This window comes from Polaribacter gochangensis (genome assembly GCF_046224025.1).
In the GTDB taxonomy this organism is placed as follows: Bacteria; Bacteroidota; Bacteroidia; order Flavobacteriales; family Flavobacteriaceae; genus Polaribacter; species Polaribacter gochangensis.
In genome coordinates, this window is sequence record NZ_JBJXRF010000002.1 from 664,796 (window position 1) to 689,255 (window position 24,460).

Consider the following 24,460-nt stretch of genomic DNA (forward strand, 5'->3'; position numbering starts at 1 on the left):
AAAAACCTATTTAATAACAAAATCTGTAAAGTAATCAAAGTAGTCATAGAATCTTTTTATATTCGCTTTTCAGATGAAAAAGACGATTAACAAATAACGGCAAAAATGGATAATTTTCAAATAGAAACTGCTCAAAATATTTCTATCAATCAAAATGTTGCGCATCTAACCACAAGAATAGGTTCGTACTTACTCGATAGATTGATAATTGTTGGTTATGTTATTATCATTGTTATCATAATGAATTTAACGAATTTAGACAATGGTTTTGATGCTTGGGTAGCTTATTTATTATTTGGTTTGCCAATCTTTTTTTATACCTTGATTTTTGAAATGTTGATGAACGGACAAACTCCTGGCAAACATTTTAATAAAATTCGTGTTGTTAAATTAGACGGTTCTAAACCAACATTTAGTAGTTATTTATTGCGATGGATGTTGAATTTTATTGATTTTTCTTTGTCATCAGGTTCTGTAGCAATAGTTAGTATTTTATTAACTGGAAAAGGACAACGTTTAGGAGATTTAGCTGCCGGAACAACTGTAGTTAGTGAAAAGAAAAGAGTAAGTATAACGCAAACTGTGGCAGTAGATTTGCCAGAAAATTACGTTCCTCGTTTTCCGCAAGTTACTGTTTTAACAGATGCAGATATGCAAACCATAAAAAGTGTGTATTATAAGGCAAAAAGAAAACGCAATCATAAAGTGTTAATGAAATTGCACGCAAAAATCATCAATTTAACACAAATAAAAACAGATTTAAATGCAATGGATTTTATTGAAATTGTACTGAAAGATTATAGTTATTATACACAACAATAAAATTATATTTAGCTTTTCTAAAAAAAATCTCAATCGTTTTACAACTAACTCATTTCGGAATGACAACTAATTCAATTGAGTGCATTTTACAACAATCACTAAAAATTGATAATTGATTACTGATCATTGATAATTGATAACTGAAAACTGATAACTGTTTTATCTTCTACTATAATTTGGAGCTTCTTTAGTAATTGCTACATCGTGTGGGTGACTTTCGTTGATTCCGCTTGCAGTAATTCTAACAAACTTTCCGGTTTCTTTTAAAGTAGCCACATCTTTTGCGCCACAATATCCCATTCCTGCTTTTAAACCGCCTACAAATTGATGAATACTTTCTTCCAATTCTCCTTTATAAGGAACACGACCAACAATTCCTTCTGGAACTAATTTTTTAATATCGTCTTCTACATCTTGAAAATATCGATCTTTAGAACCTTGTTTCATCGCTTCAATAGATCCCATTCCACGATACGATTTGAATTTTCTTCCTTCGTAAATAATGGTTTCTCCAGGAGATTCTTTGGTTCCTGCTAATAAAGATCCCAACATTACACAATCTGCTCCTGCTGCAATTGCTTTCGGGATATCACCAGTATAGCGAATTCCGCCATCCGCAATAACTGGAACACCAGAACCTTTGATTGCTGCTGCCACTTCTAGTACTGCAGAAAACTGTGGAAAACCAACTCCTGCTACTACTCTCGTTGTACAAATTGATCCAGGTCCAATGCCTACTTTTACTGCATCAGCGCCTGCATCAACTAAAAATTGAGCCGCTTCTGCAGTGGCAATATTTCCTACGACAACATCTAAAGTTGGAAACTTTGCTTTTACTGCTTTTAACGCATTTACAACTCCTTTTGTATGTCCGTGGGCTGTATCAATAATAACTGCATCAACACCAGCATTTACCAACGCTTCTGCTCTATCTACAACATCTGGAGTAACTCCTAATGCAGCAGCAACACGTAAACGCCCAAAAGTATCTTTATTTGCTGTTGGTTTTTGAGTTACTTTGGTAATATCTCTAAAAGTAATTAATCCAATAAGTTTATTATCACTAGTAACAACAGGTAATTTTTCTATTTTATTTTGTTGCAAAATAACTTCTGCTTGATCTAAAGAAGTTCCTTCAACAGCAGTTACTAAATTTTCAAAAGTCATTACTTCTGTAATTGGTCTTTCGTTATTTTTCTCGAAACGCAAATCTCTGTTGGTTACAATTCCTAATAAAAATCCATTTTTATCAACAATCGGAATTCCACCAATTTTATGCTCACGCATATTATTTTTTGCATCTAAAACTTTTGCAGTTATTGGCAATGTAATCGGATCTAAAATCATTCCTGATTCTGCTCTTTTTACTTTTCTAACTTCTTGAGCTTGTTGCTCAATGGTCATATTTTTATGTAAAACACCGATTCCGCCTTCTCTAGCAATAGCAATTGCCATAGCAGATTCTGTAACGGTATCCATCGCTGCGGAAACAATTGGAACGTTAATCGTTATGTTTTTGGTAAATTTTGTTTGGATATTTACTTCTCTAGGAAGCACATCAGAAAAGGCAGGTACTAAAAGTACATCATCGTAGGTTAAACCTTCTCCAACAAGTTTTGAATTGTGAGCTTTCATGGTACAATCAACTTATAAATTAATTGCAGGCAAATTTACAATTATTAATTGGAATGCTACTAAAATTCTATTTTTTAATTAATAAACCTTTTAAAATAAAAAAAACTGAGGCTGTAAATGAGATGGTCATTAAAATTCCAGAAATCATGATTACATATTTCATCCACAGAATTCCTGCCCACATAAAATAAATTCCGCCAAAAGTACAGAGGATTGAAACAAAAGGTTCTATCATTAAAAATGCTTTTAACTTTTTATTAATTCTGGTTGTAGCAACTATTCCGCCTAATAAAAAAAAGATAACAGACAATGATAAAATATGATTATGAACCAATGTCATTACTTCTTGGTTGCTTTTTTTAAATTTCATTACCGTAGCATCTTCATCATTTTCGTTTCCTAAATAACGTTCTTCAATACCGGTTGGATTAGAGTTACTAGTTTCATCAACAAAACGAATTCCAGCATAAAATCCAATACTTAAGGTAATGATAAATGCGATTATTAAGCCTTTTACTTCTTTTGGAAACTGTGAAATACTACCGTGAATTTGCATTATAAAATGTTGTTTTTGTGAAGAATACTAACATCTAATAAAAACTGATTTACAGCATTGGTCATAGACAATGCAGAAATTGTTGCGCCAGAAATTGCCATGATGTTGTTTTTATATTTTAATTGATCTTTAGATGATTTTCCTATAAACTGTTTCAACCAACGTCTGCTTCCTATTTCGCCACCATAATCTTCTCTATAGATTAAAACCTTTGTTTTAAGAATTATCAATTCTTTGTTTAATAGAATTAAATAATCAAATTCATCTGTTTTACTTGGAGCTTTATCAATATACGCATAACCCATAACATTTTTACCATCAACAATTTTAAATAAATTGGCACTTCCAATTTTTTTACCGAGTTGATTATTTATTTCAACAGGAATTGTAACACTTACTAATTGTAAATCTTCTCTATTAAAATTTCTTACAAGCTCTTTAGTTACTTTTTTTGCAATATTTTTTGGTAATTGATCTGCAAATAACTGTGCTGTTATAAAGAATATGATTAGAAATATAAATTTTCTAGTTTTCATGTTGCAAAAATAGATGAATGTTTTTAAAACGGATAAAACTAGGATACTATTTTAAAACAATATCCTAGTTCAACATTAAACGAATTGTTTTTTCTTAGAACCAAATTCCGAATCCTAAGTTTAATTGTTTTACGGTATCAGCACCCGGAATTGCAGTATTTTTAAATTGATAATCAGCTTTAAATGCTGCTCCAGGAGCAACTTTATAAGTCAGGCCAAAAGTGATTTCATTTCTATCATAACTTAAATTTTGTGCTAAATTTCCTTCAGTTGAAGCATGTGTATTAAAATCCTCGAAACGTACAAATCCTACTAATTCTTGTTCTTTTTCTTGAGGTAATAAATTGTAAGCAGCTTCTACATACCAACCTTGTAGCGAAGAACCTAAATCTGAACCATAATATGCATTGTATGCTTCACTGTCTGTAATGTTTGTGTGGATAAACTGTCCACGAGCCGAAAATCGTTTATACGCGTAACGAGCATCCAATCCAAGCATTGCAACACCAACATCTGCTCCATCAATATCTTCAATCGATTTATCAGATTGTGTTCTACCAAAATATCCAGACAATCCTAAACGCAATCCTGGCAATCCGTAATAATCTAATTTACCAGAAAAATTTACATGGTTCATGGTTGATTCTGCCCCTTTTTGTCTACCGTTTCTCAATCCATTCGAACCTCCTAAATATTTTCCTCCATTATCAGAAGCAAATCCGTTAAACATATAAACTTGATAACGCAAAGAAGCTTCGTTATACTTTCCAGAAAGTCCTAAACCAATTTCTCTCCAAGTTGTTGGCACAATAGATTTATCCATACTTGGTCTTTCTACTCCGTTAAATGTGGTTGGTTCGTGATATTCATTTACAATTCCCATCGGAACCAACATTAAACCAGCTCTTAAATTAATGTTATCAGTTAAAGAATACTGTAAAAAAGCTTGTTCTACATATACTTCTTTAACGTGTTCAAATTCTAATTCTGTAATAAACTGAGTTCTTTCGTTAAATTTATAACCCAATAATAATACAACTCGATGTACATCTAATGTTGCGTTTTTTCCTGAAGCACTATTGTAATGTGTTTCTGCATAACCTCCAATTGTTAATCTTTCTTGGCTGTCATTAGTTGTTAATAATTTTTGTGCAGCATTTTCTTGTGCTGATAAACTGATTGATAAACCTACAATTGTAAGTAATAAAATTCTTTTCATTTTTATTTAGATTAATTATAAATAGCTTTAATTATGTCGCAAAAGTAAAAACACTTTTTAGTTTAAAAAAGCTTATTTAGATTTATTTTAAATAAAAATTATTGAAATAAAATAAAAGTCTGAAATACTGTTAATTATCTATAAAGATTTTAAGTATAAAATTACAGCATTTCTAATATCATAAGAAATATCTGTAGCAATTGGTTGATAAATAGAAAGTACTTCTTTGTTTTTTTCTGATAAAAACGGAATGTCGAATCCTTTTAAAAGATAATCAGAAAAAGCAACTGTATATATCTTGTTTGGGTTGATTGGTTTTGATTTTATCAACCAAGTAGTAGTTGCTTTTGAAACATTATAGCGTTGTAAATAAGCTCCTGTTCCTGCAGCTTTTTCACCATAATCTAACACTTTTAAAAGCAAACTTCCTTTGATTTTTACTTTTAAAACTGCGCCACCATAAGGCAACACTCTAAATATATCAACGGCTGTAATATTTCCTTCTAGCTCATCATCAATTCTAATAGAACCCCCATTAACCAAAGCACAATCAACTTCATTATCAAATGCAAAAGACATGGATTTGGTAATTAACTCACCTAAATTAGTTTGTTTGCTTCTAATCGGTTTATCTCTTCCGTCTAACGGAAGTGTTGCATTTAAAATTACTTCATCAGGCGACTCAATAATTTCTTTAATTTTCTTCTTTAAAATGCTTTGCCATTTTTGCACAACTGCTCCTACTCTTTCATTTTCTACAATGGATGCATTTATCTCTTTTAATTCTGATTGGATTGTAGCTTTTTTGGTTTTTTTATCAAACGAAATTCTATGAATATAAGCAGTTTTTGCATTGGCATCCGCTTTTGCGACAAAGGAATTCCCAACAGAAACTAGCATGTTTGTATGTTCATGTCCGCCCATAATTAAGGATATATTTGGTAATAATTTTGCAATTTTTTTATCTTCTGCGATGCTTAAATGTGTCAACCCAAAAACAACATCCACCTTATCTTTTAAATCGTTATACGAACGTGTTGCTTCTTCAAACACATCTTTATACGTAACATAACTTCTAGGATTAGAAGGCACACAAACACTAATAAATCCGACTTTTATTGTAGTTCCGTCTGCGTCGGTAAATTCTTTGATAAAGGTTTCGTTTACACGATTGTGTTTGTTAGAAAACGGAGCTATTTTTCCGTCTTTATTTTCTAAAACATTGCTTGTAATCCAATCAAAATTACTTTCATCCATGCGTTTTTGTAAATCGCTGGCACTTAAATCAAACTCGTGATTTCCAAAAGCAACCAAATCAAAATTCATCGCATTCATGGTTTCTATCATTTGTTTTCCACGAATACGTTCTCCATTGTATTTTACGGTTCCTAATAAAGACGGATTTAAAAAATCGCCCGCCATCACCAATAATGTGTTTTTATTTTCTTGTAATAATTCTTGATGCACTGTTTCTACTCTTGCCATTCCGCCAAATTCGCCACCTTGAATCGGAGCAATTTCGTACACATCATTTACTTGTAAAAATGTAAAATCTATTTTCCCATCGTCTTGTGAACATGAAAGAAATAGTACAATTGATAAAAAGTATAAAATTGAATTGATTGATTTCATTTTAATATATTTTTTAAGGTTTCGATTAGTTTCACTAGCTACCTTCAATCAAAATATATTTTGATTTTGCTAATGCTCAAGGTGACAACTTTTAAACTTTATAAACCTTTGCAACTTTGCAACTTTAATCCTTTGCAACTTTGCAACTCTGCAACTCTGCAACTTTGAGCCTTTGCAACTCTGCAACTTTGAGCCTTTGCAACTCTGCAACTTTGTAACTTTGTAACTTTTAACTTTGTAACTTTTAACTTTGTAACTTTGTAACTCTAAGAAAACACATTCATTGCCACATTATAAGCACTTTCAAAACTCATTGGTTTGATTCCGGTTTCTACTTTTTGCTCAGTAAAATAAGACAATAATTTTTCTGTTGGCATATTTCCAGTTAAATCATCCTTTGCCATCGGACAACCACCATAACCCATAATGGCGCCATCAAAACGATGACAACCAGCTTTGTAAGCAGCATCAACTTTTTCTTTCCAAGAGTTTGGAGTTGTATGTAAATGTGCGCCAAATTCTATTTGTGAATACGCAGGAATTAAATTAGAAAACAAATAGTCAATTACTTCTGGAGTTGAACTACCAATGGTATCTGAAAGTGATAATATTTTAACACCCATACTCGATAATTTTTCTGTCCATTCTCCAACAATTTCAACATTCCAAGGATCTCCGTACGGGTTTCCAAATCCCATTGATAAATACGCCACTACTTCTTTATTGGTTTTGTTGGCGATGTTTAAAATTTCGTCCAAGGTTTCTATAGATTCTGCTATGGTTTTGTGTGTGTTCCGCATTTGAAAGTTTTCTGAAATAGAAAACGGATATCCCAAATAATCAATTTCTTCAAACTGAGCTGCATCATTTGCGCCACGAACATTGGCAATAATTGCTAACAATTTACTTTTGGTTGATGACAAGTCTAATTGAGAAAGTACTGCTGCGGTATCTCGCATTTGCGGAATCGCTTTCGGAGAAACAAAACTTCCAAAGTCAATCGTATCAAAACCTACACGCAATAACGCATTGATATAGTTTGCCTTGTCTTCTGTGGCAATAAAATGCGATTTTATGCCTTGCATTGCGTCACGTGGACATTCTATAATTTTGACTTTTTTCATCGAAGAATCAAAGATAACCAAAGCTTTCGATTTTAGAAATATATTTAACTTGTTTCTAAAATCCTTTTTCGGTAACTTCGCTTACTACTGATATAAAACATTTATGCTGAACTAGTTTCAGTATTAAAACGTTCGATATCATATAAGTAAGTTAGTCTCCAAAAACCTACTTCAAAATAAAAACTGCAATGGCAATAAACACTACTATTTGTGTCCATTTTAAATACAAACCAACATTTTTATGGCTTTTGATGTAGGTAGAAATTTTACCCGCCAAAATTGCAATCGTAGAAAATATAAGTAAAGAAACAAACATAAATATAAGTCCCAACACATAAAACTGAATTACGGTACTTAAAGAATCGCTAAACAAAAACCCAGGAAAAAAAGCCAAAAAGAAAATAGATACTTTTGGATTTAATACATTCATTATAAATCCTTGTTTAAACAATTGTGTGGTCGATTTTTTAGACACATTGTCTTCAGAAAAAGCAATAGAAGCATCCGATTTATAAACCTTGTATGCCAAATAAATTAAATAGATGGCACCAAATAATTTAAGCGCAAAAAACAACGATTCGCTTTGTTTTATAAGTGCTGAAACTCCAAAAGCCAATAAAGTTGTGTGCACAATACAACCAGAAATTAAACCGTAAACTGTTGCCAATCCGTACTTTTTACCATTGACAATACTTTGTGTTAACACATACATATTGTCTGGTCCTGGAGAAAATGCCAATGCAGTTGTAGCCAACGCAAATGAAAGTAAGGTTTCTATCATTGACGAATTGTTATTGTTTTAAAATCGCTTTGTTAATTTTCTTAATTAAACTCGGTCCTTCATAAATAAAACCTGTGTAAATCTGTACTAAATCTGCACCAGCATTTATTTTTTCTAAAGCATCTTCTGCAGAATGAATTCCTCCTACTCCAATAATCGGAAAAGATTTGTTAGAATTGTCTGCTAAATATTTAATGACTTTGGTGCTTTGTGCTTTAATTGGTTGTCCGCTTACTCCACCATTTCCAATTTCTTGCAAACGTTCTGTAGACGCTTTTAAATGATTTCTATTTGTTGATGTATTTGATGCAATAACTCCGTCAATTTTTGTTTCTGCAACCAATGCTATAATTTCATCTAATTGAATATTGTTTAAATCTGGTGCGATTTTTAATAAAATTGGTTTTTGTTTTTCTTGTTTATTGTTTAAATTCTGTACAGCAGAAATCAACTCAATTAAATAAGCTTTGTCATTTAATTTTGCATGACTTCCAACATTTGGGCAACTAACATTCAGTACAAAATAATCTACATACGGATGCAATGCTGTAAAAACTTCGCAATAATCTGAAGTATAATTTTCTGGTAAAGTAGCTGTGTTTTTCCCTAAGTTTCCACCAATAATAACTTGACCTTTGTTCTTTTTTAAATTGTTGATGGCAGCTTTAATTCCGTCATTATTAAATCCCATTCTGTTGATGATTCCATTGTCATCTTTTAGACGAAATAAACGTTTCTTAGGATTTCCTACTTGACCTTTTGGCGTAACTGTTCCTATTTCGATAAAACCAAATCCGAAGTTTGCCAACTCATTATAAATCACCGCATTTTTATCAAAACCAGCTGCCAAACCAACTGGATTTTTAAAAGTAATTCCAAATAAAGTTCGTTCTAAACGTTTGTCATTTACTTGAAAGATACTTCTAATAATTCCCGGCACAAATGGAATTTTATGTAAAAACTTTATTATAAAAAATGTAAAATAATGTACTTTCTCTGGATCAAAAAGGAATAAAATTGGTCGTATTATTAGTTTATACATCTTCTTATTTATAAAAAAAGCTCCAAAAAGGAGCTTTATATTTATCTTAAAACAGCTTCCAAGTTTTTCTCAAAAGTTGCTTGTAATTTTTGCATTATTTTATCAATCTGCTTGTCTTCTAAGGTTTTGTTTTCGTCTTGCAACACAAAACTCACCGCGTATGATTTTTTACCCTCTGGTAATTTATCGCCTTCGTAAACATCAAACAAATCAACTTCTTTTAACAAGCTTTTTTCTGATTGAAAAGCCAAGTTGTAAATTTCTTTAAATGTTTTTCCGTTGTCTAATAACAAAGCTAAATCTCTTTTAACTGCTGGGAATTTCGGTAAATCAGATACTTTAATTTTCTTGTTACCACACATTTTTAAAACATTATCCCAATTGATATCTGCAAATAAAACCTCTTGTTTAATTCCGAATTCTTTTAAAACATTTCGTTTTACAACTCCAAAATCTACCAATTTAATTTTCCCTAAACTCAAGGTAATTCCTTCAGAAAACACATCATTTTTTGTTGGTGTTGTTTTAGCATTGTTGATTCCTAATCGCTCTAAAATCGATGTAACAATTCCTTTTACATAAAAGAAATCTGAGTTTTGAGAAACAGTTTTCCAACTCTCTTTTGTTCTATTTCCGGTTACAAACAAGGTTAAATGTTTGTCTTCTTGATATTTTTCGTTGTATTTATGATACGTTTTTCCAAACTCATACAACTTTAATGCGTTGTTTTTTCTGTTGATATTATAGGCAACCGATTCTAGTCCGCTAAACAATAAAGATTGGCGCATTACTTTTAAATCGTTACTCAACGGATTTAACATTTCTACGTTGTGCTCTTCATTTAGATTCTCTGTTAAACCAACATAATCTTCTTTTGTCAACGAATTTGCCATCGTTTCATTAAATCCTAAAGAACTCAATTGGTTGGCAACCACATTCTCAACTTTAACTTCTTTATTGATGTCAAAAGAAATTGAGGTATTTAATTTATGAGAAAACTCAATATTATTATATCCGTACACACGTAAAATCTCTTCAATAATATCAGCTTCACGTTGTACATCAACTCTGTAAGACGGAATTGTTAAACCTAATCCACCTTCTGTTTCACTACTAATTTTAATTTCTAAAGAAGCTAAAATATTTTTAATTGTTTCTCTTGGAATTTCTTGGCCTATTAAACGATCGACATTTTCGTACGCTAAAAACACTTGAAAATCTTCAACTTTCTCTGGATAAAAATCCATGATGTCTGAAGCCAACGTTCCTCCCGCATATTCTTCAATTAATAAAGCCGCTCGCTTTAAAGCATATTTTGTTAAGTTGATATCAATTCCTCTTTCAAAACGGAAAGAAGCATCAGTATTTAATGCGTGTCTTTTTGCAGATTTACGAATAGAAACAGGATTAAAATAAGCACTTTCTAAGAAAATACTTGTTGTGTTTTCTGTAACTCCAGAAGCCAATCCGCCAAAAACACCTGCAATACACATCGGATTTGATTCTGCATCACAAATCATAAGATCATCGGCACTTAATGTTCTTTCTACTTCGTCTAAAGTTGTAAATTTTGTTCCTTCTGGCAAGGTTTTTACAACAACTTTATTTCCTTTAATTTTTTGCGCATCAAACGCATGCAAAGGCTGACCTAATTCGTGTAATACATAATTAGTAATGTCAACTATATTATTTTTGGGTGTAATTCCAATAGATTTTAAACGATTCTGAATCCATTCAGGAGCATCTTTTACTTCTAAATCTGTAATAGAAATTCCACAATAACGTGGCGCTAAATCTTTATCTTCTACTTCAACATCAATCTTTAATTTTCTTTCATCTACGTGAAAATCACTTACTGATGGCGAAATTAATTCGATGTTGATATCTTGTTGCATCAAACCAGCACGCAAATCTCTAGCCACACCAAAATGGCTCATAGCATCTGCTCTATTTGGCGTTAAGCCGATTTCAAAAACTTCGTCTTTTTCGATATTAAAAACTTCTGAAGCTAGAGTTCCAGGTTTTAAAGCAGCATCTAAAACTAAAATTCCGTCATGAGAACTTCCCAATCCTAATTCATCTTCGGCGCAAATCATTCCATGACTTTCTTCTCCTCTAATTTTTCCTTTTTTGATTTTAAACCCTTCACCTTTTTCGTCGTACAATGTCGTTCCGATAGTGGCAACTGGCACTTTTTGTCCGGCAGCAACATTTGGTGCGCCACAAACTATTTGAACGGGTTCACCAGAACCAAGATTTACAGTAGTAACTTTTAATCTGTCTGCATTTGGATGCTGCACACAAGTCAACACTTCTCCAACTACAATTCCGGCTAAACTTCCTTTTATGGATTCTTTGGTTTCAATCCCTTCTACTTCAAGCCCTAAGTCAGTTAATAATTCTCCTGCTTTTTGTGCTTCCCAATCAACCTGTAAAAATTGTCGCAACCAATTGTAAGATATCTTCATGTTTCTTTTATCAAATTTCAGGTACAAATTTAAGCATTTTATCTGTATTATTTATCAGTAAAATAGCTTGTTTTGTCCTTCTTTTTATACTTATTTCTTAATTAATCTTCTAAATCTGTTTCTGGAATTTCACGTTCGTCAGAACGTATTTTTCTTGTCCCTGCATAGATATCATAACGAACCAAACGACAATCTAAATCTCCATTTTTAAGCGGAATTCTTTTTGAAGTTCGCAATCCAACATGTTTTAAAGCTTCTAAATCTGAAGTGATAAACCACACTTTAGAGTCTGGATATCCATTTTTAAGCGTATCTCCAATTTTCTTGTAAAATTCTTCGGTATCAATATTCAATCGTTCGCCATAAGGCGGATTAAACAAAATAGTGGTGTTGCCAAAAACTTCTTTTTTTGAATTGAAAAAGTTCACGTGATGCACGCCAATAAACTCATCTAAGTTTGCATTTTCGATATTGTCTTGTGTTTTTCTAACAGCAGATGGCGCCTTGTCAAATCCCATAATTTTAAAATGAGAACTACGTATTTTCTTCAACAATACATCTTGAATTAAAAAGTATAAATCTTCGTCATAATCTTTCCAGTTTTCAAATCCAAAATGTTTTCTATTGATGTTTGCAGGAATATTATTCGCAATCATTGTTGCTTCAATCAATATTGTTCCAGAACCACACATTGGATCGATGAAATTTTCATCACCTGTATACCCAGAAAGTAGTACTAATCCAGCAGCTAAAACCTCATTAATTGGTGCAATATTTGTTGCAGAACGATACCCACGTTTATGTAAAGAATCTCCAGAAGAATCTAAAGAAACTGTACACCATTCTTTTTGAATATGCACATGAATTTTTAAATCTGGATATTTTACATCTACATTGGGTCTTCTGCTATATTTATGTCTAAAATAATCTGCAACCGCATCTTTAGATTTTAAGGTGATATAATGAGAATTTGTCGTAAAATGTTTAGAGTTTACAACCGCTCCGATAGAAAAAGTTCCATCAACATCTAAATAATTTTCCCAGTTTATTTTTTGCAAACTTTCGTACAAATCTTCTTCATCATACACTTTAAAAGATTTGATAGGTTTTAAAATTCTAATGGCAGTTCTTAACGCAATATTTGCTTTGTACATAAAGCCCTTATCACCTTTAAAAGAAACATTTCTAATTCCAACTACAACATCTTGCGCTCCTAAATTTCGTAATTCAGTAGCCAACACTTCTTCTAAACCAAACATGGTGGTTGCTACCATTTTAAAATCTTTATTCATATTCATTCTGCAAAAATAATTTAATATCTTTGAATACGCTCAATTTTAAAATTTTAATATATTATTTATGAAGACGAAAATACTTTTCATTTTATCATTCTTATTTGCTTTTAGTTTACACAGTCAACAATGGCAAAGAACTGGAGGCCCAATTGGCGGTTTAGGTTATAATATAAAAATTCATCCTACAAATAATCAAATTATTTATATAACAGATGCGTTATCTGGAATTCATAAAAGTATTGATGGTGGAAACACTTGGGTTCCAAAAAATAATGGAATCACTTCAAGAAATGGAGACTCAAACGATGCTATTCCCGTTTTTACTGTAGCTATTGACCAAAATAATCCAACAACTATTTGGGCAGGAACACAATATGATAGTGGAATCTATAAATCGACAGACAGTGGAGAAAATTGGACAAAGAAAAACAATGGAATTATAGAAACAAATATTGTTTTTAGAGAAATCAGTGTTGTTAATGGCGACTCTAACACTCTTTTTGCAAGCGGTGAGATTCCGACTGGAAATCAAGGAAACGAGTTTGAAAAAGTAAATGGTGTTATTTATAAATCTACCGATGGCGGCGAAAATTGGACAAAAATTTGGAGCGGAGATAGTTTAGCAAGATGGTTGTGTATCGGTGCTAATCCAATAAATTTAGTTTCATCAACAGGGATTTTTGACAGAGAAGCTTCTAATACTGTAGGAATGGGAATTATGAAGTCTACAGATGGTGGAACTACTTGGAATCAAGCAAATACTGGAATTACTGGAAGTTTATTTATTGGTGGAATGTCAGATGCTGCAACGCCAGGTTTATTATATATTGCTACAGGAAACAATGCTGAAGTAAATTTAAATACACCAATTAAAGGAGGTGTTTTTAAATCTACAAATGGCGGAACTACTTGGACTCAAGTAATCTCTTCAACAGATGTTATTTTACCTGGTTATACAGAAGATGTTTTTAATGCAGTGAAAATTGCTCCATCAGACAATAATATTGTCTATGCAGCAAGTGCTTACGCTTTTTATAGAAGTAATGATGCTGGTGCAACTTGGACTGGTCATCGTGGAGGATTACCAACTTCTCCTTCTGCTTGGGGACCAAACGGAATAAGAGCTGGAGTTCCAATTGAGATTACAATCGACAAAACAAATCCAGATATTGTATACGCAGCAAATTATGGTGGTGGAATTTTTAAATCGACAGACGGAGCAAAAACTTGGCAAGTTTTAGGAACTGGTTATTCTGGAGCAACAATTCATAAAGTTTTAACGGATGCACAAAATCCACAAACCTTTTTAACCATTGGAAGAAGCGGCCCATTTAAATCTACGGATAATGGAGCAACGTATGATGGTTTATTTTATAAAGATGCTTATTCAGCAGAATGGTACGGAGCAGCAATACACCCAACAAATAGTAATACTCTATTTATTTCTGATGAACATGAAGGTTTGATTTTAAAAAGTACAACTGGAGGAACAAGTTGGACAACAAAATTTAATCAACCAACCGCAAATGCAAGTGATTTTAATCAAAGACATGGAGCAAAAGAAATTGTGATTTCTAAGAGCAATCCAACAACAATGTATGCTGGTTTTGCTTATCAATTTTTTTATAGCGATCCTGATAACACAAATTTTCCAAATAGTTTTGGGGTTTATAAATCTACCGATGCAGGAGAAACTTGGACACAAAGTGGAACAACAGGAATTGCTGCAACAAACTTAAATATTACAGCCTTGGCTGTGAATACCACTGATGAAAACTCGGTTTATATTGGTTTGCGCGGCGATGGATTATTTCACTCTACCGATGGTGGCGCAAATTGGACAAATATTTCTCAAGGAATTCCTGATCAAACAATTCATGGAATCGCATTAGCTGATAATAATTCAATAATTTATGCTGTCACAAAAAGTAAAGGTGTATACAAATCTACTGATAATGGAAGTAATTGGACACAAGTTTTAAGTGAAGTAAACACTTCTACTGATTTTCCCACAAAATTATTAATGGCTATCGCTGTAAATCCCACTAACAAAAACAATATAATTGTTGGAGATATTCATACAGGAGCATATATGACAACTGATGCTGGCGTAAATTGGACAAATATTTCTCAAGGATTAACGAATAGAGCAATCACTTCTTTAGCTTTTTCATCCGGTGGAAAAACGTTGTATACAGGAACAAAAGGAGGTGGAATATTTTCTTACAATACTTCTACGCTAGCTGTTGATGCTTTTTCTAATCTTTCAACAATAAAAAAGGTATATCCAAATCCAAGTTCAGGTAAAATTACTTTAGATTTGCAATCCAATACTTTAAAAAGTGTAGACATAGAAATCTATACAATATTGGGAAAACGTGTCCTTAAAAAAACATACAAGATAACTAATAACAAAGTAGAAATCAATATAGAGCATTTAAGTAAAGGAATGTATGTTGTAAGTTATCAGTTATTAAATGGACAAAAAGAAGCATCAAAAATTTTAATTGAATAATTCTAAATTGAACACAAAAAAAGATTGGTTTACCTCGTGGTTTGATACTCCTTTTTATCACACACTATATAAAGATAGAGATGATACTGAAGCACGTATTTTCATGCAAAATATTACTTCATTCTTACAATTAGAACCAACTACTCATATTTTAGATCTTGCTTGCGGAAAAGGAAGACATTCGGTGTTTTTAAATTCTTTAGGCTACAAAGTAACTGGTGCCGATTTGTCTGAAAACAACATTTCTTTTGCTAAAACTTTTGCCAACGAAAGATTGAATTTTGCTGAGCATGATATGAGAAATCCAATTGTAAATAAATACGATGCCATTTTTAATTTATTTACTAGTTTCGGTTATTTTGAAGATGATGAAGAAGACATCAAGGTTTTAGAAAACATAAAAAAAGGATTGAAAGAAAATGGTGTTGCAGTCATCGATTTTTTAAATGTTTTTGATGTAAAAAAGAATTTGGTTGCAAATGAAGTAAAATCAATCGAAGGAATTGATTTTTTGATCCATAGAAAAATTGAAAATGGTTTTATCATTAAAGAGATTACCTTTACAATTGACAGAAAAAATCACTCTTATTTTGAAAGAGTTAAATATTTAGATGCAGAAAAATTTACTTCTTATTTTAAAAAAGCAGGATTAAAAATAAATCATATTTTTGGTAATTATTCTTTATCAGATTTTGATAAAGAAACTTCTAATAGATTAATATTTGTAGTATCGTAATGAGTTATATATTGTTAATTCTCTCAGTTTTAATTGGCGCTTTGGTGGTTTTAATCTTTAAACCATCAAATAAAATTACACGTTTATTATTGTCTTTTAGTGGCGCTTATTTACTGTCTGTTACTATTTTACATTTAATGCCAGAAGTTTTTATTGAAACAACGAATACGAAAAGAGTTGGTATTTTTATTTTAGCAGGAATCGTAATTCAATCCGTTTTAGAATCGTTTTCTAAAGGTGCAGAACACGGACATATCCATGTGCATTCTCACGAAACTAAATTTCCGATATTACTTTTTATCAGCTTATGTATTCATGCCTTTTCTGAAGGGATTCCAATTCATTCTGATGACACTAATTTATTATTAGCAATCGTTGTACATAAAATTCCGATTGCCATCGTTTTAACAACTTTTTTAATTCATTCTAAATTCACAAAAAGCACAATAATAACATTTTTAAGTGTATTTGCATTCATGAGTCCGTTAGGTGTCTTAGTTGCTGATAAAATTGCTTTTATATCAGATTATCACACCGAGATAACTGCATTGATAATTGGAGTGTTTTTACACATTTCTACCATTATATTGTTTGAAAGTTCTGAAAATCACAAATTCAATCTGCAGAAGTTTATTGCTATTGTATTAGGGATTTTAATAACTATAGTTACAATTTAGTAATAACTTAATCAAATCTTGGATTTACAGCGGTGTTAAACATCGATCCAAATGTGTAACTAAAACCAACGTTAAAGAAATAATTATATCCAGATTTAATTTGTTGTTGTTGTAGTAAAATTTCTTCAACAGTAAGATTACCTGCTGGCAAATTAATTTGATTGTTTGTAATGTTATAATTTCCTCCAATATTAAAAGAAAAACCTTTAAAAAGTCTTACTCTCGCTCCTAAGTTAAAAGAAAATTGGTTCAATGCGGTATCGTGCAAATAACTTTCATACCTCACAGATCCATTAATATTCCCCCAAGTTTGTCTAATACTTGATTCTAGACCTAAAGAATGATTCCATAAAAACTCTTCTGTTTCACCAAAAACAGTTTTCTCTATGTATTCTGTGTAATCTCCACCAATTCTATAGGCTATGGTTAATTGTTTTTTAAACGATTCTTTATAATCAAAAAAATTATATTCAATGGCTGGCGCTAGTTTTGCGTATAAACTTTTATTAGAATAGTCTGAACCTCCGAAATAACTAAATATACCTGCCGACCAATGACTATCTAAACTAAACACATTGTATAATGTTATGTTTTTATTACTGTTATTATATATTTGATCTGGTTCGCCATCAAATTTATACACTTGTTTATTATTACCATATCTCAATCTAAAAATAAATTTATTTTTTTCGGTAATTCTTCTTGCGGATGCATTAAAATTTAAATTGCTGCTGCTATATGTTTCTTGTCCGTTAAAAAAACCATTTGCACCTAAACTAAAAATCCAATTATTCCACGGGTCCACTTCTTCAATTTCATCTTCTGGTTTTGATCTCTTAATTGTAATAGTAATTTTATCCTGTAAACCTGCTTTCATCCAAAAACGAACCAAACCTAAACGGATATTTTTCAGCATTAAACTTCTACTTTCATCTCTTGACGTATCAGAGTTTGTAGAATACGTAATTTTATCTTTAAATTCTTTGTAATCATTTTGGCCAACAATATCAATTTCATAAACTCTACCACCACTACCATTATTTTGGTTGGTGAAAAATAAATACACATCTGCAAATTCTTGGTCTCTTACAAATTCTGCTTGTTCTAAATTTTGTTTGATATAGGATTGATCACAAAAATTACAGTTTAGAAAAACATTTAATTTTGATTCTTTTTCTTGAGAGAAAGTTGATGTTATTGTAAATAACAACAACATAAATAGTGCACTTCTTTTAATTAGCATAATATTATTTTTATGGAGCGAAAAGTACAATTATCGTGCCTTAAAAATGTTAAGAGTATGTCAAAAGAGTGTTAAAAGTGAAAATAGATTTTTTAAAATTTTGATACATAATCAATTAGCGACTTCATTTATAAATTTAATTCGCATTAATCGAAGTTCTTCTTCATCATAATCGCCATCAAATTCATCTAAAGCTTCTTGAATCTTATCAGATTCAGCTTCCATAAAGTAGTCAAAAATCTCTTCTTGCTGTTCTTCATCTAATAAATCGTCTAAGCTATAATTGATGTTTAATTTGGTCCCAGAAAAGATAATTGCTTCCATTTCTTTAATCAATTCTTCCATGCTCAATCCTTTTGATTTTGCAATATCAATCAAAGGCAATTTTCTATCTGTGTTCTGAATGATATATAATTTTAAACCTGAATTTACACCAGTACTTTTTACCACTAAATCATCGGGTCTTAAAATATCATTTTCATCAACATATTTTGTAATTAGTTTTATAAATTCAGCGCCATATTTACGTGCTTTTCCTTCTCCGACTCCATGAACATTTGCTAAATCCTCTAAAGAAATAGGATATTTTAACGCCATATCATCCAAAGATGGATCTTGAAAAACTGCAAAAGGCGGAACACCTAGTTTCTTTGCTATGTTTTTACGTAAATCCTTTAACATTGCCATTAGTTTATCATCTACTCCACCAGCATTTCCTTTGGTATTTGTAATGATAGAATTATCGTTGTCGCTAGTGTATGTATGATCTTCCGTCATCATAAATGATGTAGGAGCATCAATAAAATCCAACCCTTCTTTTGTTATTTTTATAACGCCGTATTGCTCAATTTCTTTACGCAAATATCCAGCAACTAGAACCTGTCTAATCAACGCTTTCCAATATGTGTTTTCTTTGTTTTTTCCAATTCCAAAAAAAGGCTGACGGTGTGTTCTATGAGATGTTAGCATGGCATTTTCTTTACCAATTATTGTACTAACTATATCTTTTGCTTTGTATTTTTCTTTCGTATCTCTCACTACAGAAAGTAGTTTTACAACTTCCTCTTTCGCTTCGTGTTTTTTCTTCGGATTTTTTGTGTTATCATCCAACTCTGCTCCTAATCCATTTACTTCATCAAACTCTTCTCCAAAATAGTGCAAAATATATTTTCTTCTATTCATAGAAGTTTCTGCATAACCTACTACTTCTTGTAACAAAGCATGACCAATTTCCTGTTCTGCAACAGGTTTACTTGCCATAAATTTCTCTAGTTTTTCTATATCTTTATATGCATAAAATGCCAAACAGTAACCTTCTCCTCCATCTCTACCAGCTCTACCCGTTTCTTGATAATAACTTTCTAAACTTTTAGGAATATCATGATGAATTACAAAACGTACATCAGGTTTATCGATTCCCATTCCGAATGCAATCGTTGCTACAACTACATCACAATCTTCCATCAAAAACATGTCTTGATGTTTTACTCTTGTTTTTGCATCTAGTCCTGCATGATACGGAACAGCTTTAATTCCGTTTACCTGCAATACCTGTGCAATTTCTTCTACTTTTTTTCTACTTAAACAATAGATGATTCCTGATTTACCAATACGTTGTTTTACAAACCTTATAATATCTTTATCAACATCTTTTGTTTTTGGTCGTACTTCATAAAATAAATTAGGTCTATTAAAGGAAGCTTTAAACGTTTTAGCGTCAGAAATTCCTAATGTTTTTAAAATATCTTCTTGTACTTTTTCTGTAGCTGTGGCGGTTAAACCAATTACAGGAACATTATCAATTTGCTTGATGATTGTTCTAAGATTTCTATATTCTGGTCTAAAATCGTGACCCCATTCAGAAATACAATGTGCTTCATCAATTGCAACAAAAGAAATTTTTTGAGTTCTTAAAAAAGCTACATATTCTTCTTTGATTAAAGATTCTGGAGCAACGTATAATAATTTTGTGATTCCGCTTTCAATATCACTTTTAACTTGAGCTACTTCCGTTTTATTTAATGAAGAATTTAAAACGTGAGCAATTCCTCTATGTTCAGAGATACCACGAATTGCATCTACTTGGTTTTTCATCAAAGCAATCAAAGGAGAAACAACAATTGCTGTTCCTTCACTCATTAATGCTGGTAATTGATAGCACAACGATTTTCCTCCTCCAGTTGGCATTATTACAAATGTATCTTTCTTTCGTAAAATACTTTTAATAACTTCTTCCTGTAAACCTTTGAACTTATTGAATCCGAAAAACTTTTTTAACGGTACATATAAATCAATTTCATCACTCATATCAATCAATCAATCTGGGTATTTATTAGTGTCTGTTTAAAAACCAAGTTTTGGTTTGGGTCTATCATTATTTATAGTAAATTTGTAGAAGCAAATTAAAAGTGTTTTCTACAATATTTTAAAGATATAACTTTTTTTTTTACTACTAAAATTATAAAACGTTGAAAGACCTTAATTCTATCATAACTACAGCAAAAGAAACTATTCTTATAGAAAGTAATGCTATTGCTAATTTAGTAAATTTTATTGATGCCGATTTTGAAGCATCGGTTAAATATATCTTAAACTCTAAAGGAAGAGTTATAGTAACTGGAATTGGTAAAAGCGCTAATATTGCTACTAAGATTGTTGCCACCTTTAATTCTACCGGAACTCCAGCAATTTTTATGCATGCTGCTGATGCAATTCATGGCGATTTAGGAGCCATACAAAATGATGATGTTGTAATTTGTATTTCTAAAAGTGGTAATACACCAGAAATTAAAGTTCTAGTTCCGTTAATTCAGAATTATGGAAATAAAATCATTGCAATTACAGGTAATGTAGATTCTTTCTTAGGAACTAATGCAGATTTCGCTTTAAATACATTTGTAGAAAAAGAAGCCTGTCCAAATAATTTAGCTCCGACTACAAGCACAACCGCACAATTAGTTATGGGAGATGCTTTGGCTGTTTGTTTATTGAAATTAAAAGGCTTTTCTAGTAATGATTTTGCTAAATATCATCCAGGTGGAGCGTTAGGAAAACGATTGTATTTACGTGTTTCTGATTTGATAAAGAATAATGAAATTCCGAAAGTTAATAAAGACAGTAGTATTACTAAAGTAATTGTAGAAATCACAGAAAAAAGATTAGGCGTTACTGCTGTTGTTGAAAATGATAAAATTGTTGGAATTATAACCGACGGAGATATTCGTAGAATGCTGAGTAAATCTACAGAAATTAATTCGCTATCAGCAAATGATATTATGTCTAAAAACCCAAAAACAATTTCTATAAATGCGATGGCAATTGATGCCTTAGAAACATTAGAAGCCAACGATATCACACAAATTTTAGTAACAAACGACACAAGTGATTATTTAGGTGTTGTGCATTTACACGATTTAATTAAAGAAGGTATTTTTTAAATGAGTTATGAACAAAAAGAAATGTCTTTTTTAGGACATCTAGAAGAATTACGCTGGCATTTAGTTAGAAGTTTTGCTGTAATATTTGTTTTTGCAATTGTGCTTTTTGTTTTTAGAGAAGAAGTGTATAATGATTTTATTATTGCACATACACATTCAGATTTTGTTACCTATCGGTTTTTCTGTCATGTTTTTGGAAGCATTGGCATAGATAGTAGTTTTTGTGCCGTTGAAATTCCAAGTAAACTGCAAGCTTTATCGTTAACTCAGCAATTAATGAGTTCTCTTTGGGTGTCAATAATTTTAGGCGTTATCCTTGCATTTCCTTATTTATTATGGGAAATGTGGCGTTTTATTGCTCCTGGATTACACAAAACAGAAAGAAGAAAATCGAGAGGATTTTTATTTATAGCGTCTTTTCTTTTCTTTATTGGAGTTGCTTTTAGTTATTATGTGATCATGCCAATGTCTGTTTCGTTTTTCTACGGATATCAAATTAGTGATAACATCGTTAATAATTTCACATTAGATTCTTATATCAGTTTATTTACCAATACCATGTTGGGTATTTCTTTAGTTTTTGAATTACCCGTTGTCATTTATTTCTTATCAAAATTAGGATTGGTTACTCCAGAATTTTTAAGAAAATACAGAAAACATGCGTTGGTGTTAGTATTAATTTTATCCGCAATTATTACACCTCCAGATGTTGCGAGTCAAATAATTGTTTCAATTCCAATATTAATTTTATATGAAATCAGTATTTATATTTCTGGTTTTGTTTTAAAAAGACAATTAAAAAATGCCAAATAAAGTTAAAGAATTTAACGACTATCGTCAGAAAATGAACGATAAACTCTTAAGCAACGATAATAAAGTTATTAAGAGAATTTTTAATTTAGATACCAATGCTTTTACAGAAGGTCATTTACCTGTAAAAACCAAAGAATTGTTAGGCTTGGTTGCATCTGCTGTTTTACGTTGTGATGATTGTATTGCATATCATTTAGAAACAGCCTATAAAAAAGGGGTTACAAAAGAAGAAATGATGGAAACTATGTCTATCGCAACTTTGGTTGGTGGTACAATTGTAATTCCGCATTTACGTAGAGCATACGAATTCTGGGAAGCTTTAGAGCAAAACGATTTATAATTAATTTAAGAGTTCACTAAATCTCAATTTGTATATTTGATACATGATATTAAGAGCAGATAACATTGAAAAAATTTATGGAAGCCGAAAGGTAGTTCAAGGAATTTCTTTGGAAGTATCTCAAGGAGAAATCGTTGGTTTATTAGGTCCAAATGGCGCAGGAAAAACCACTTCTTTTTACATGATTGTTGGCATGATAAAACCCAACGCTGGTCATATTTATTTAGATGATGAAGAAATTACCAACGATCCGATGTACAAACGTGCTCAAAAAGGAATTGGTTATTTAGCGCAAGAAGCATCTGTATTTAGAAAGTTATCTGTAGAAGAAAACATTATGTCTGTATTGGAATTTACGGATAGAACAAAAAAAGAACGCAAAGAAAAACTAGAATCTTTAATTGAAGAATTTAGTTTAGGTCATGTTCGTAAAAATAAAGGAGAATTATTATCTGGTGGAGAACGAAGAAGAACAGAAATTGCACGATGTTTAGCTTCTGATCCAAAATTTATTTTATTAGATGAGCCTTTTGCTGGAGTTGATCCAATTGCGGTAGAAGATATTCAAAGTATTGTTGCGCAACTTAAAAACAGAAATATTGGTATTTTAATTACCGATCATGATGTACAAGCAACATTAGCTATTACCGATAAAACTTTTTTAATGTATCAAGGAAGTATTCTTAAAAGCGGAACTCCAGAAGAATTGGCTGCTGATGAAACTGTACGTAAAGTATATCTTGGTAAAGATTTCGAATTAAAAAAGAGAAAATTCTAAGCTTTTTTCTTATTCAAATTACTTCCCACAGAAAGTAGCACATATAAAATAATTATTAACGGAATAGAAATAACTTCCAAGGTTAAAATCATAGCTATAGAAGCTACTAAAAAAACGTATTTCAAAAGATTTTCTTTTATTCCATAATTCTTAAACTTTAAAGAGAATAACGGAATTTCCGCATTCATTAAAAAACTTAATACTAACGTAATTCCAATCAAAAAATAATTGTTCTGTACCAAATCAATAAAAAATTGATTGTCAGAATAAATCGGAATTAACGGGAATGAAAGTACAAACAAACTCATTGCCGGAGTTGGCATTCCTATAAAAGAATCAGATTGGCGTTCATCAATATTAAAATTTGCCAAACGATAACAAGCTGCCAAGGTTAATAACAAACCAAAATAAGGTAAATATCCAGTGCTAAAAGAAGCAATATGTAAAGTATCTGCTTTTCTTTCAAACAAATTCAATGCGTTTTCTTGTAACAATGTGTACATTACAATTCCAGGCACTACTCCACTTGTAACCATATCTGCTAAAGAATCTAATTGTTTTCCTAATTCTCCAGAAACATTTAAGATTCGTGCAAAAAAACCATCAAAAAAATCAAGTAGAATTCCAATTGTAACAGACAAAGCTGCAATTTCAAAATTTCCATTTACAGCAGCAATTGCCGCAATAGTCCCAAATAATAAATTTCCTAAAGTTATGATATTCGGAATGTGTTTTTTCATCTTGATTTTCGGATTTGTGTAAAGCAAAAATAAGGAAATCCGTTTGCTCTTGTTTCAATTTACTTCTTTTT

At 31.4% G+C, this 24,460-nt stretch carries 21 protein-coding genes; 8 read left to right on the forward strand and 13 right to left on the reverse strand.

Annotated elements, in window-relative coordinates:
• The first annotated feature begins 105 nt into the window (after window positions 1-105).
• Window positions 106-822, forward strand: coding sequence for an RDD family protein (locus tag ACEWL1_RS08280; protein WP_409232829.1), 717 nt, complete (start codon window positions 106-108; stop codon window positions 820-822).
• Between the two features lie 159 nt (window positions 823-981).
• Here ACEWL1_RS08280 and guaB read toward each other — a convergent pair whose 3' ends face one another.
• From guaB to ACEWL1_RS08330, 10 genes are all read right to left on the reverse strand, one after another.
• Entirely contained in the window at window positions 982-2,457 is a 1,476-nt protein-coding gene (gene guaB, locus ACEWL1_RS08285; RefSeq protein ID WP_409232830.1) for an IMP dehydrogenase, read from the reverse strand.
• Window positions 2,458-2,524: 67 nt separating this feature from the next.
• Window positions 2,525-3,013 carry a hypothetical protein gene (locus ACEWL1_RS08290; protein WP_409232831.1) on the reverse strand — a complete coding sequence of 163 codons (489 nt, stop codon included), beginning with the start codon at window positions 3,011-3,013 and terminating at the stop codon, window positions 2,525-2,527.
• Window positions 3,013-3,549, reverse strand: a complete 537-nt coding sequence (locus ACEWL1_RS08295) for an FMN-binding protein (protein WP_409232832.1) — start codon at window positions 3,547-3,549, stop codon at window positions 3,013-3,015. The genes ACEWL1_RS08290 and ACEWL1_RS08295 overlap by 1 nt, the downstream gene beginning before the upstream one ends.
• Before the next feature lie 94 nt (window positions 3,550-3,643).
• The gene (locus tag ACEWL1_RS08300; RefSeq protein WP_409232833.1) at window positions 3,644-4,768 is read right to left on the reverse strand and encodes a porin; all 1,125 of its coding nucleotides are present in this window, start codon (window positions 4,766-4,768) and stop codon (window positions 3,644-3,646) included.
• 138 nt (window positions 4,769-4,906) lie between these two features.
• Window positions 4,907-6,400, reverse strand: a complete 1,494-nt coding sequence (locus ACEWL1_RS08305; RefSeq protein WP_409232834.1) for a bifunctional metallophosphatase/5'-nucleotidase — start codon at window positions 6,398-6,400, stop codon at window positions 4,907-4,909.
• Window positions 6,401-6,666: 266 nt separating this feature from the next.
• A complete protein-coding gene (locus tag ACEWL1_RS08310; protein WP_409232835.1) occupies window positions 6,667-7,524 on the reverse strand; it encodes a hydroxymethylglutaryl-CoA lyase in 858 nt (285 codons plus the stop codon).
• Window positions 7,525-7,690: 166 nt separating this feature from the next.
• Complete coding sequence (locus ACEWL1_RS08315) at window positions 7,691-8,305, reverse strand: LysE family translocator (RefSeq protein WP_409232836.1); 615 nt, start codon at window positions 8,303-8,305, stop codon at window positions 7,691-7,693.
• 10 nt (window positions 8,306-8,315) lie between these two features.
• Window positions 8,316-9,347 (reverse strand): quinone-dependent dihydroorotate dehydrogenase, encoded by a 1,032-nt coding sequence (locus ACEWL1_RS08320; RefSeq protein ID WP_409232837.1) that lies wholly within the window; start codon window positions 9,345-9,347, stop codon window positions 8,316-8,318.
• Window positions 9,348-9,388: 41 nt separating this feature from the next.
• Window positions 9,389-11,815: a phenylalanine--tRNA ligase subunit beta gene (gene pheT / locus ACEWL1_RS08325; RefSeq protein WP_409232838.1), complete on the reverse strand. Its 2,427-nt coding sequence runs from the start codon at window positions 11,813-11,815 to the stop codon at window positions 9,389-9,391.
• A 101-nt stretch (window positions 11,816-11,916) separates the two neighbouring features.
• Window positions 11,917-13,107: a THUMP domain-containing class I SAM-dependent RNA methyltransferase gene (locus ACEWL1_RS08330; RefSeq protein ID WP_409233043.1), complete on the reverse strand. Its 1,191-nt coding sequence runs from the start codon at window positions 13,105-13,107 to the stop codon at window positions 11,917-11,919.
• Between the two features lie 67 nt (window positions 13,108-13,174).
• On the opposite strand from ACEWL1_RS08330, the gene ACEWL1_RS08335 reads away from it, so the two are divergent.
• From ACEWL1_RS08335 to ACEWL1_RS08345, 3 genes are read left to right on the forward strand one after another with little or no spacing between them, the layout of a single operon-like run.
• Window positions 13,175-15,625 (forward strand): T9SS type A sorting domain-containing protein, encoded by a 2,451-nt coding sequence (locus ACEWL1_RS08335; RefSeq protein ID WP_409232839.1) that lies wholly within the window; start codon window positions 13,175-13,177, stop codon window positions 15,623-15,625.
• 7 nt (window positions 15,626-15,632) lie between these two features.
• Complete coding sequence (locus tag ACEWL1_RS08340; protein ID WP_409232840.1) at window positions 15,633-16,361, forward strand: SAM-dependent methyltransferase; 729 nt, start codon at window positions 15,633-15,635, stop codon at window positions 16,359-16,361.
• Complete coding sequence (locus tag ACEWL1_RS08345; protein WP_409232841.1) at window positions 16,361-17,038, forward strand: ZIP family metal transporter; 678 nt, start codon at window positions 16,361-16,363, stop codon at window positions 17,036-17,038. The genes ACEWL1_RS08340 and ACEWL1_RS08345 overlap by 1 nt, the downstream gene beginning before the upstream one ends.
• A gap of 7 nt (window positions 17,039-17,045) precedes the next feature.
• Here the strand turns inward: ACEWL1_RS08345 and ACEWL1_RS08350 are convergent, their stop codons facing one another.
• Window positions 17,046-18,281: a TonB-dependent receptor gene (locus tag ACEWL1_RS08350; RefSeq protein WP_409232842.1), complete on the reverse strand. Its 1,236-nt coding sequence runs from the start codon at window positions 18,279-18,281 to the stop codon at window positions 17,046-17,048.
• Window positions 18,282-18,392: 111 nt separating this feature from the next.
• The gene (locus tag ACEWL1_RS08355) at window positions 18,393-20,588 is read right to left on the reverse strand and encodes a RecQ family ATP-dependent DNA helicase (protein WP_409232843.1); all 2,196 of its coding nucleotides are present in this window, start codon (window positions 20,586-20,588) and stop codon (window positions 18,393-18,395) included.
• Window positions 20,589-20,749: 161 nt separating this feature from the next.
• Between ACEWL1_RS08355 and ACEWL1_RS08360 the strand changes: the two genes are divergently transcribed.
• From ACEWL1_RS08360 to lptB, 4 genes are read left to right on the forward strand one after another with little or no spacing between them, the layout of a single operon-like run.
• The gene (locus tag ACEWL1_RS08360) at window positions 20,750-21,718 is read left to right on the forward strand and encodes a KpsF/GutQ family sugar-phosphate isomerase (RefSeq protein WP_409232844.1); all 969 of its coding nucleotides are present in this window, start codon (window positions 20,750-20,752) and stop codon (window positions 21,716-21,718) included.
• A complete protein-coding gene (gene tatC, locus ACEWL1_RS08365; RefSeq protein ID WP_409232845.1) occupies window positions 21,719-22,531 on the forward strand; it encodes a twin-arginine translocase subunit TatC in 813 nt (270 codons plus the stop codon).
• Window positions 22,521-22,871 (forward strand): carboxymuconolactone decarboxylase family protein, encoded by a 351-nt coding sequence (locus ACEWL1_RS08370; RefSeq protein ID WP_409232846.1) that lies wholly within the window; start codon window positions 22,521-22,523, stop codon window positions 22,869-22,871. Before tatC ends, ACEWL1_RS08370 begins: the two co-directional genes overlap by 11 nt.
• A 43-nt stretch (window positions 22,872-22,914) precedes the next feature.
• Window positions 22,915-23,649, forward strand: a complete 735-nt coding sequence (lptB, locus tag ACEWL1_RS08375; RefSeq protein WP_409232847.1) for an LPS export ABC transporter ATP-binding protein — start codon at window positions 22,915-22,917, stop codon at window positions 23,647-23,649.
• On the opposite strand, the gene ACEWL1_RS08380 is transcribed toward lptB, so the two are convergent.
• The gene (locus ACEWL1_RS08380) at window positions 23,646-24,389 is read right to left on the reverse strand and encodes a CDP-alcohol phosphatidyltransferase family protein (protein ID WP_409232848.1); all 744 of its coding nucleotides are present in this window, start codon (window positions 24,387-24,389) and stop codon (window positions 23,646-23,648) included. The two genes, lptB and ACEWL1_RS08380, sit on opposite strands and share 4 nt — an antisense overlap.
• Window positions 24,390-24,460 lie beyond the last annotated feature (71 nt).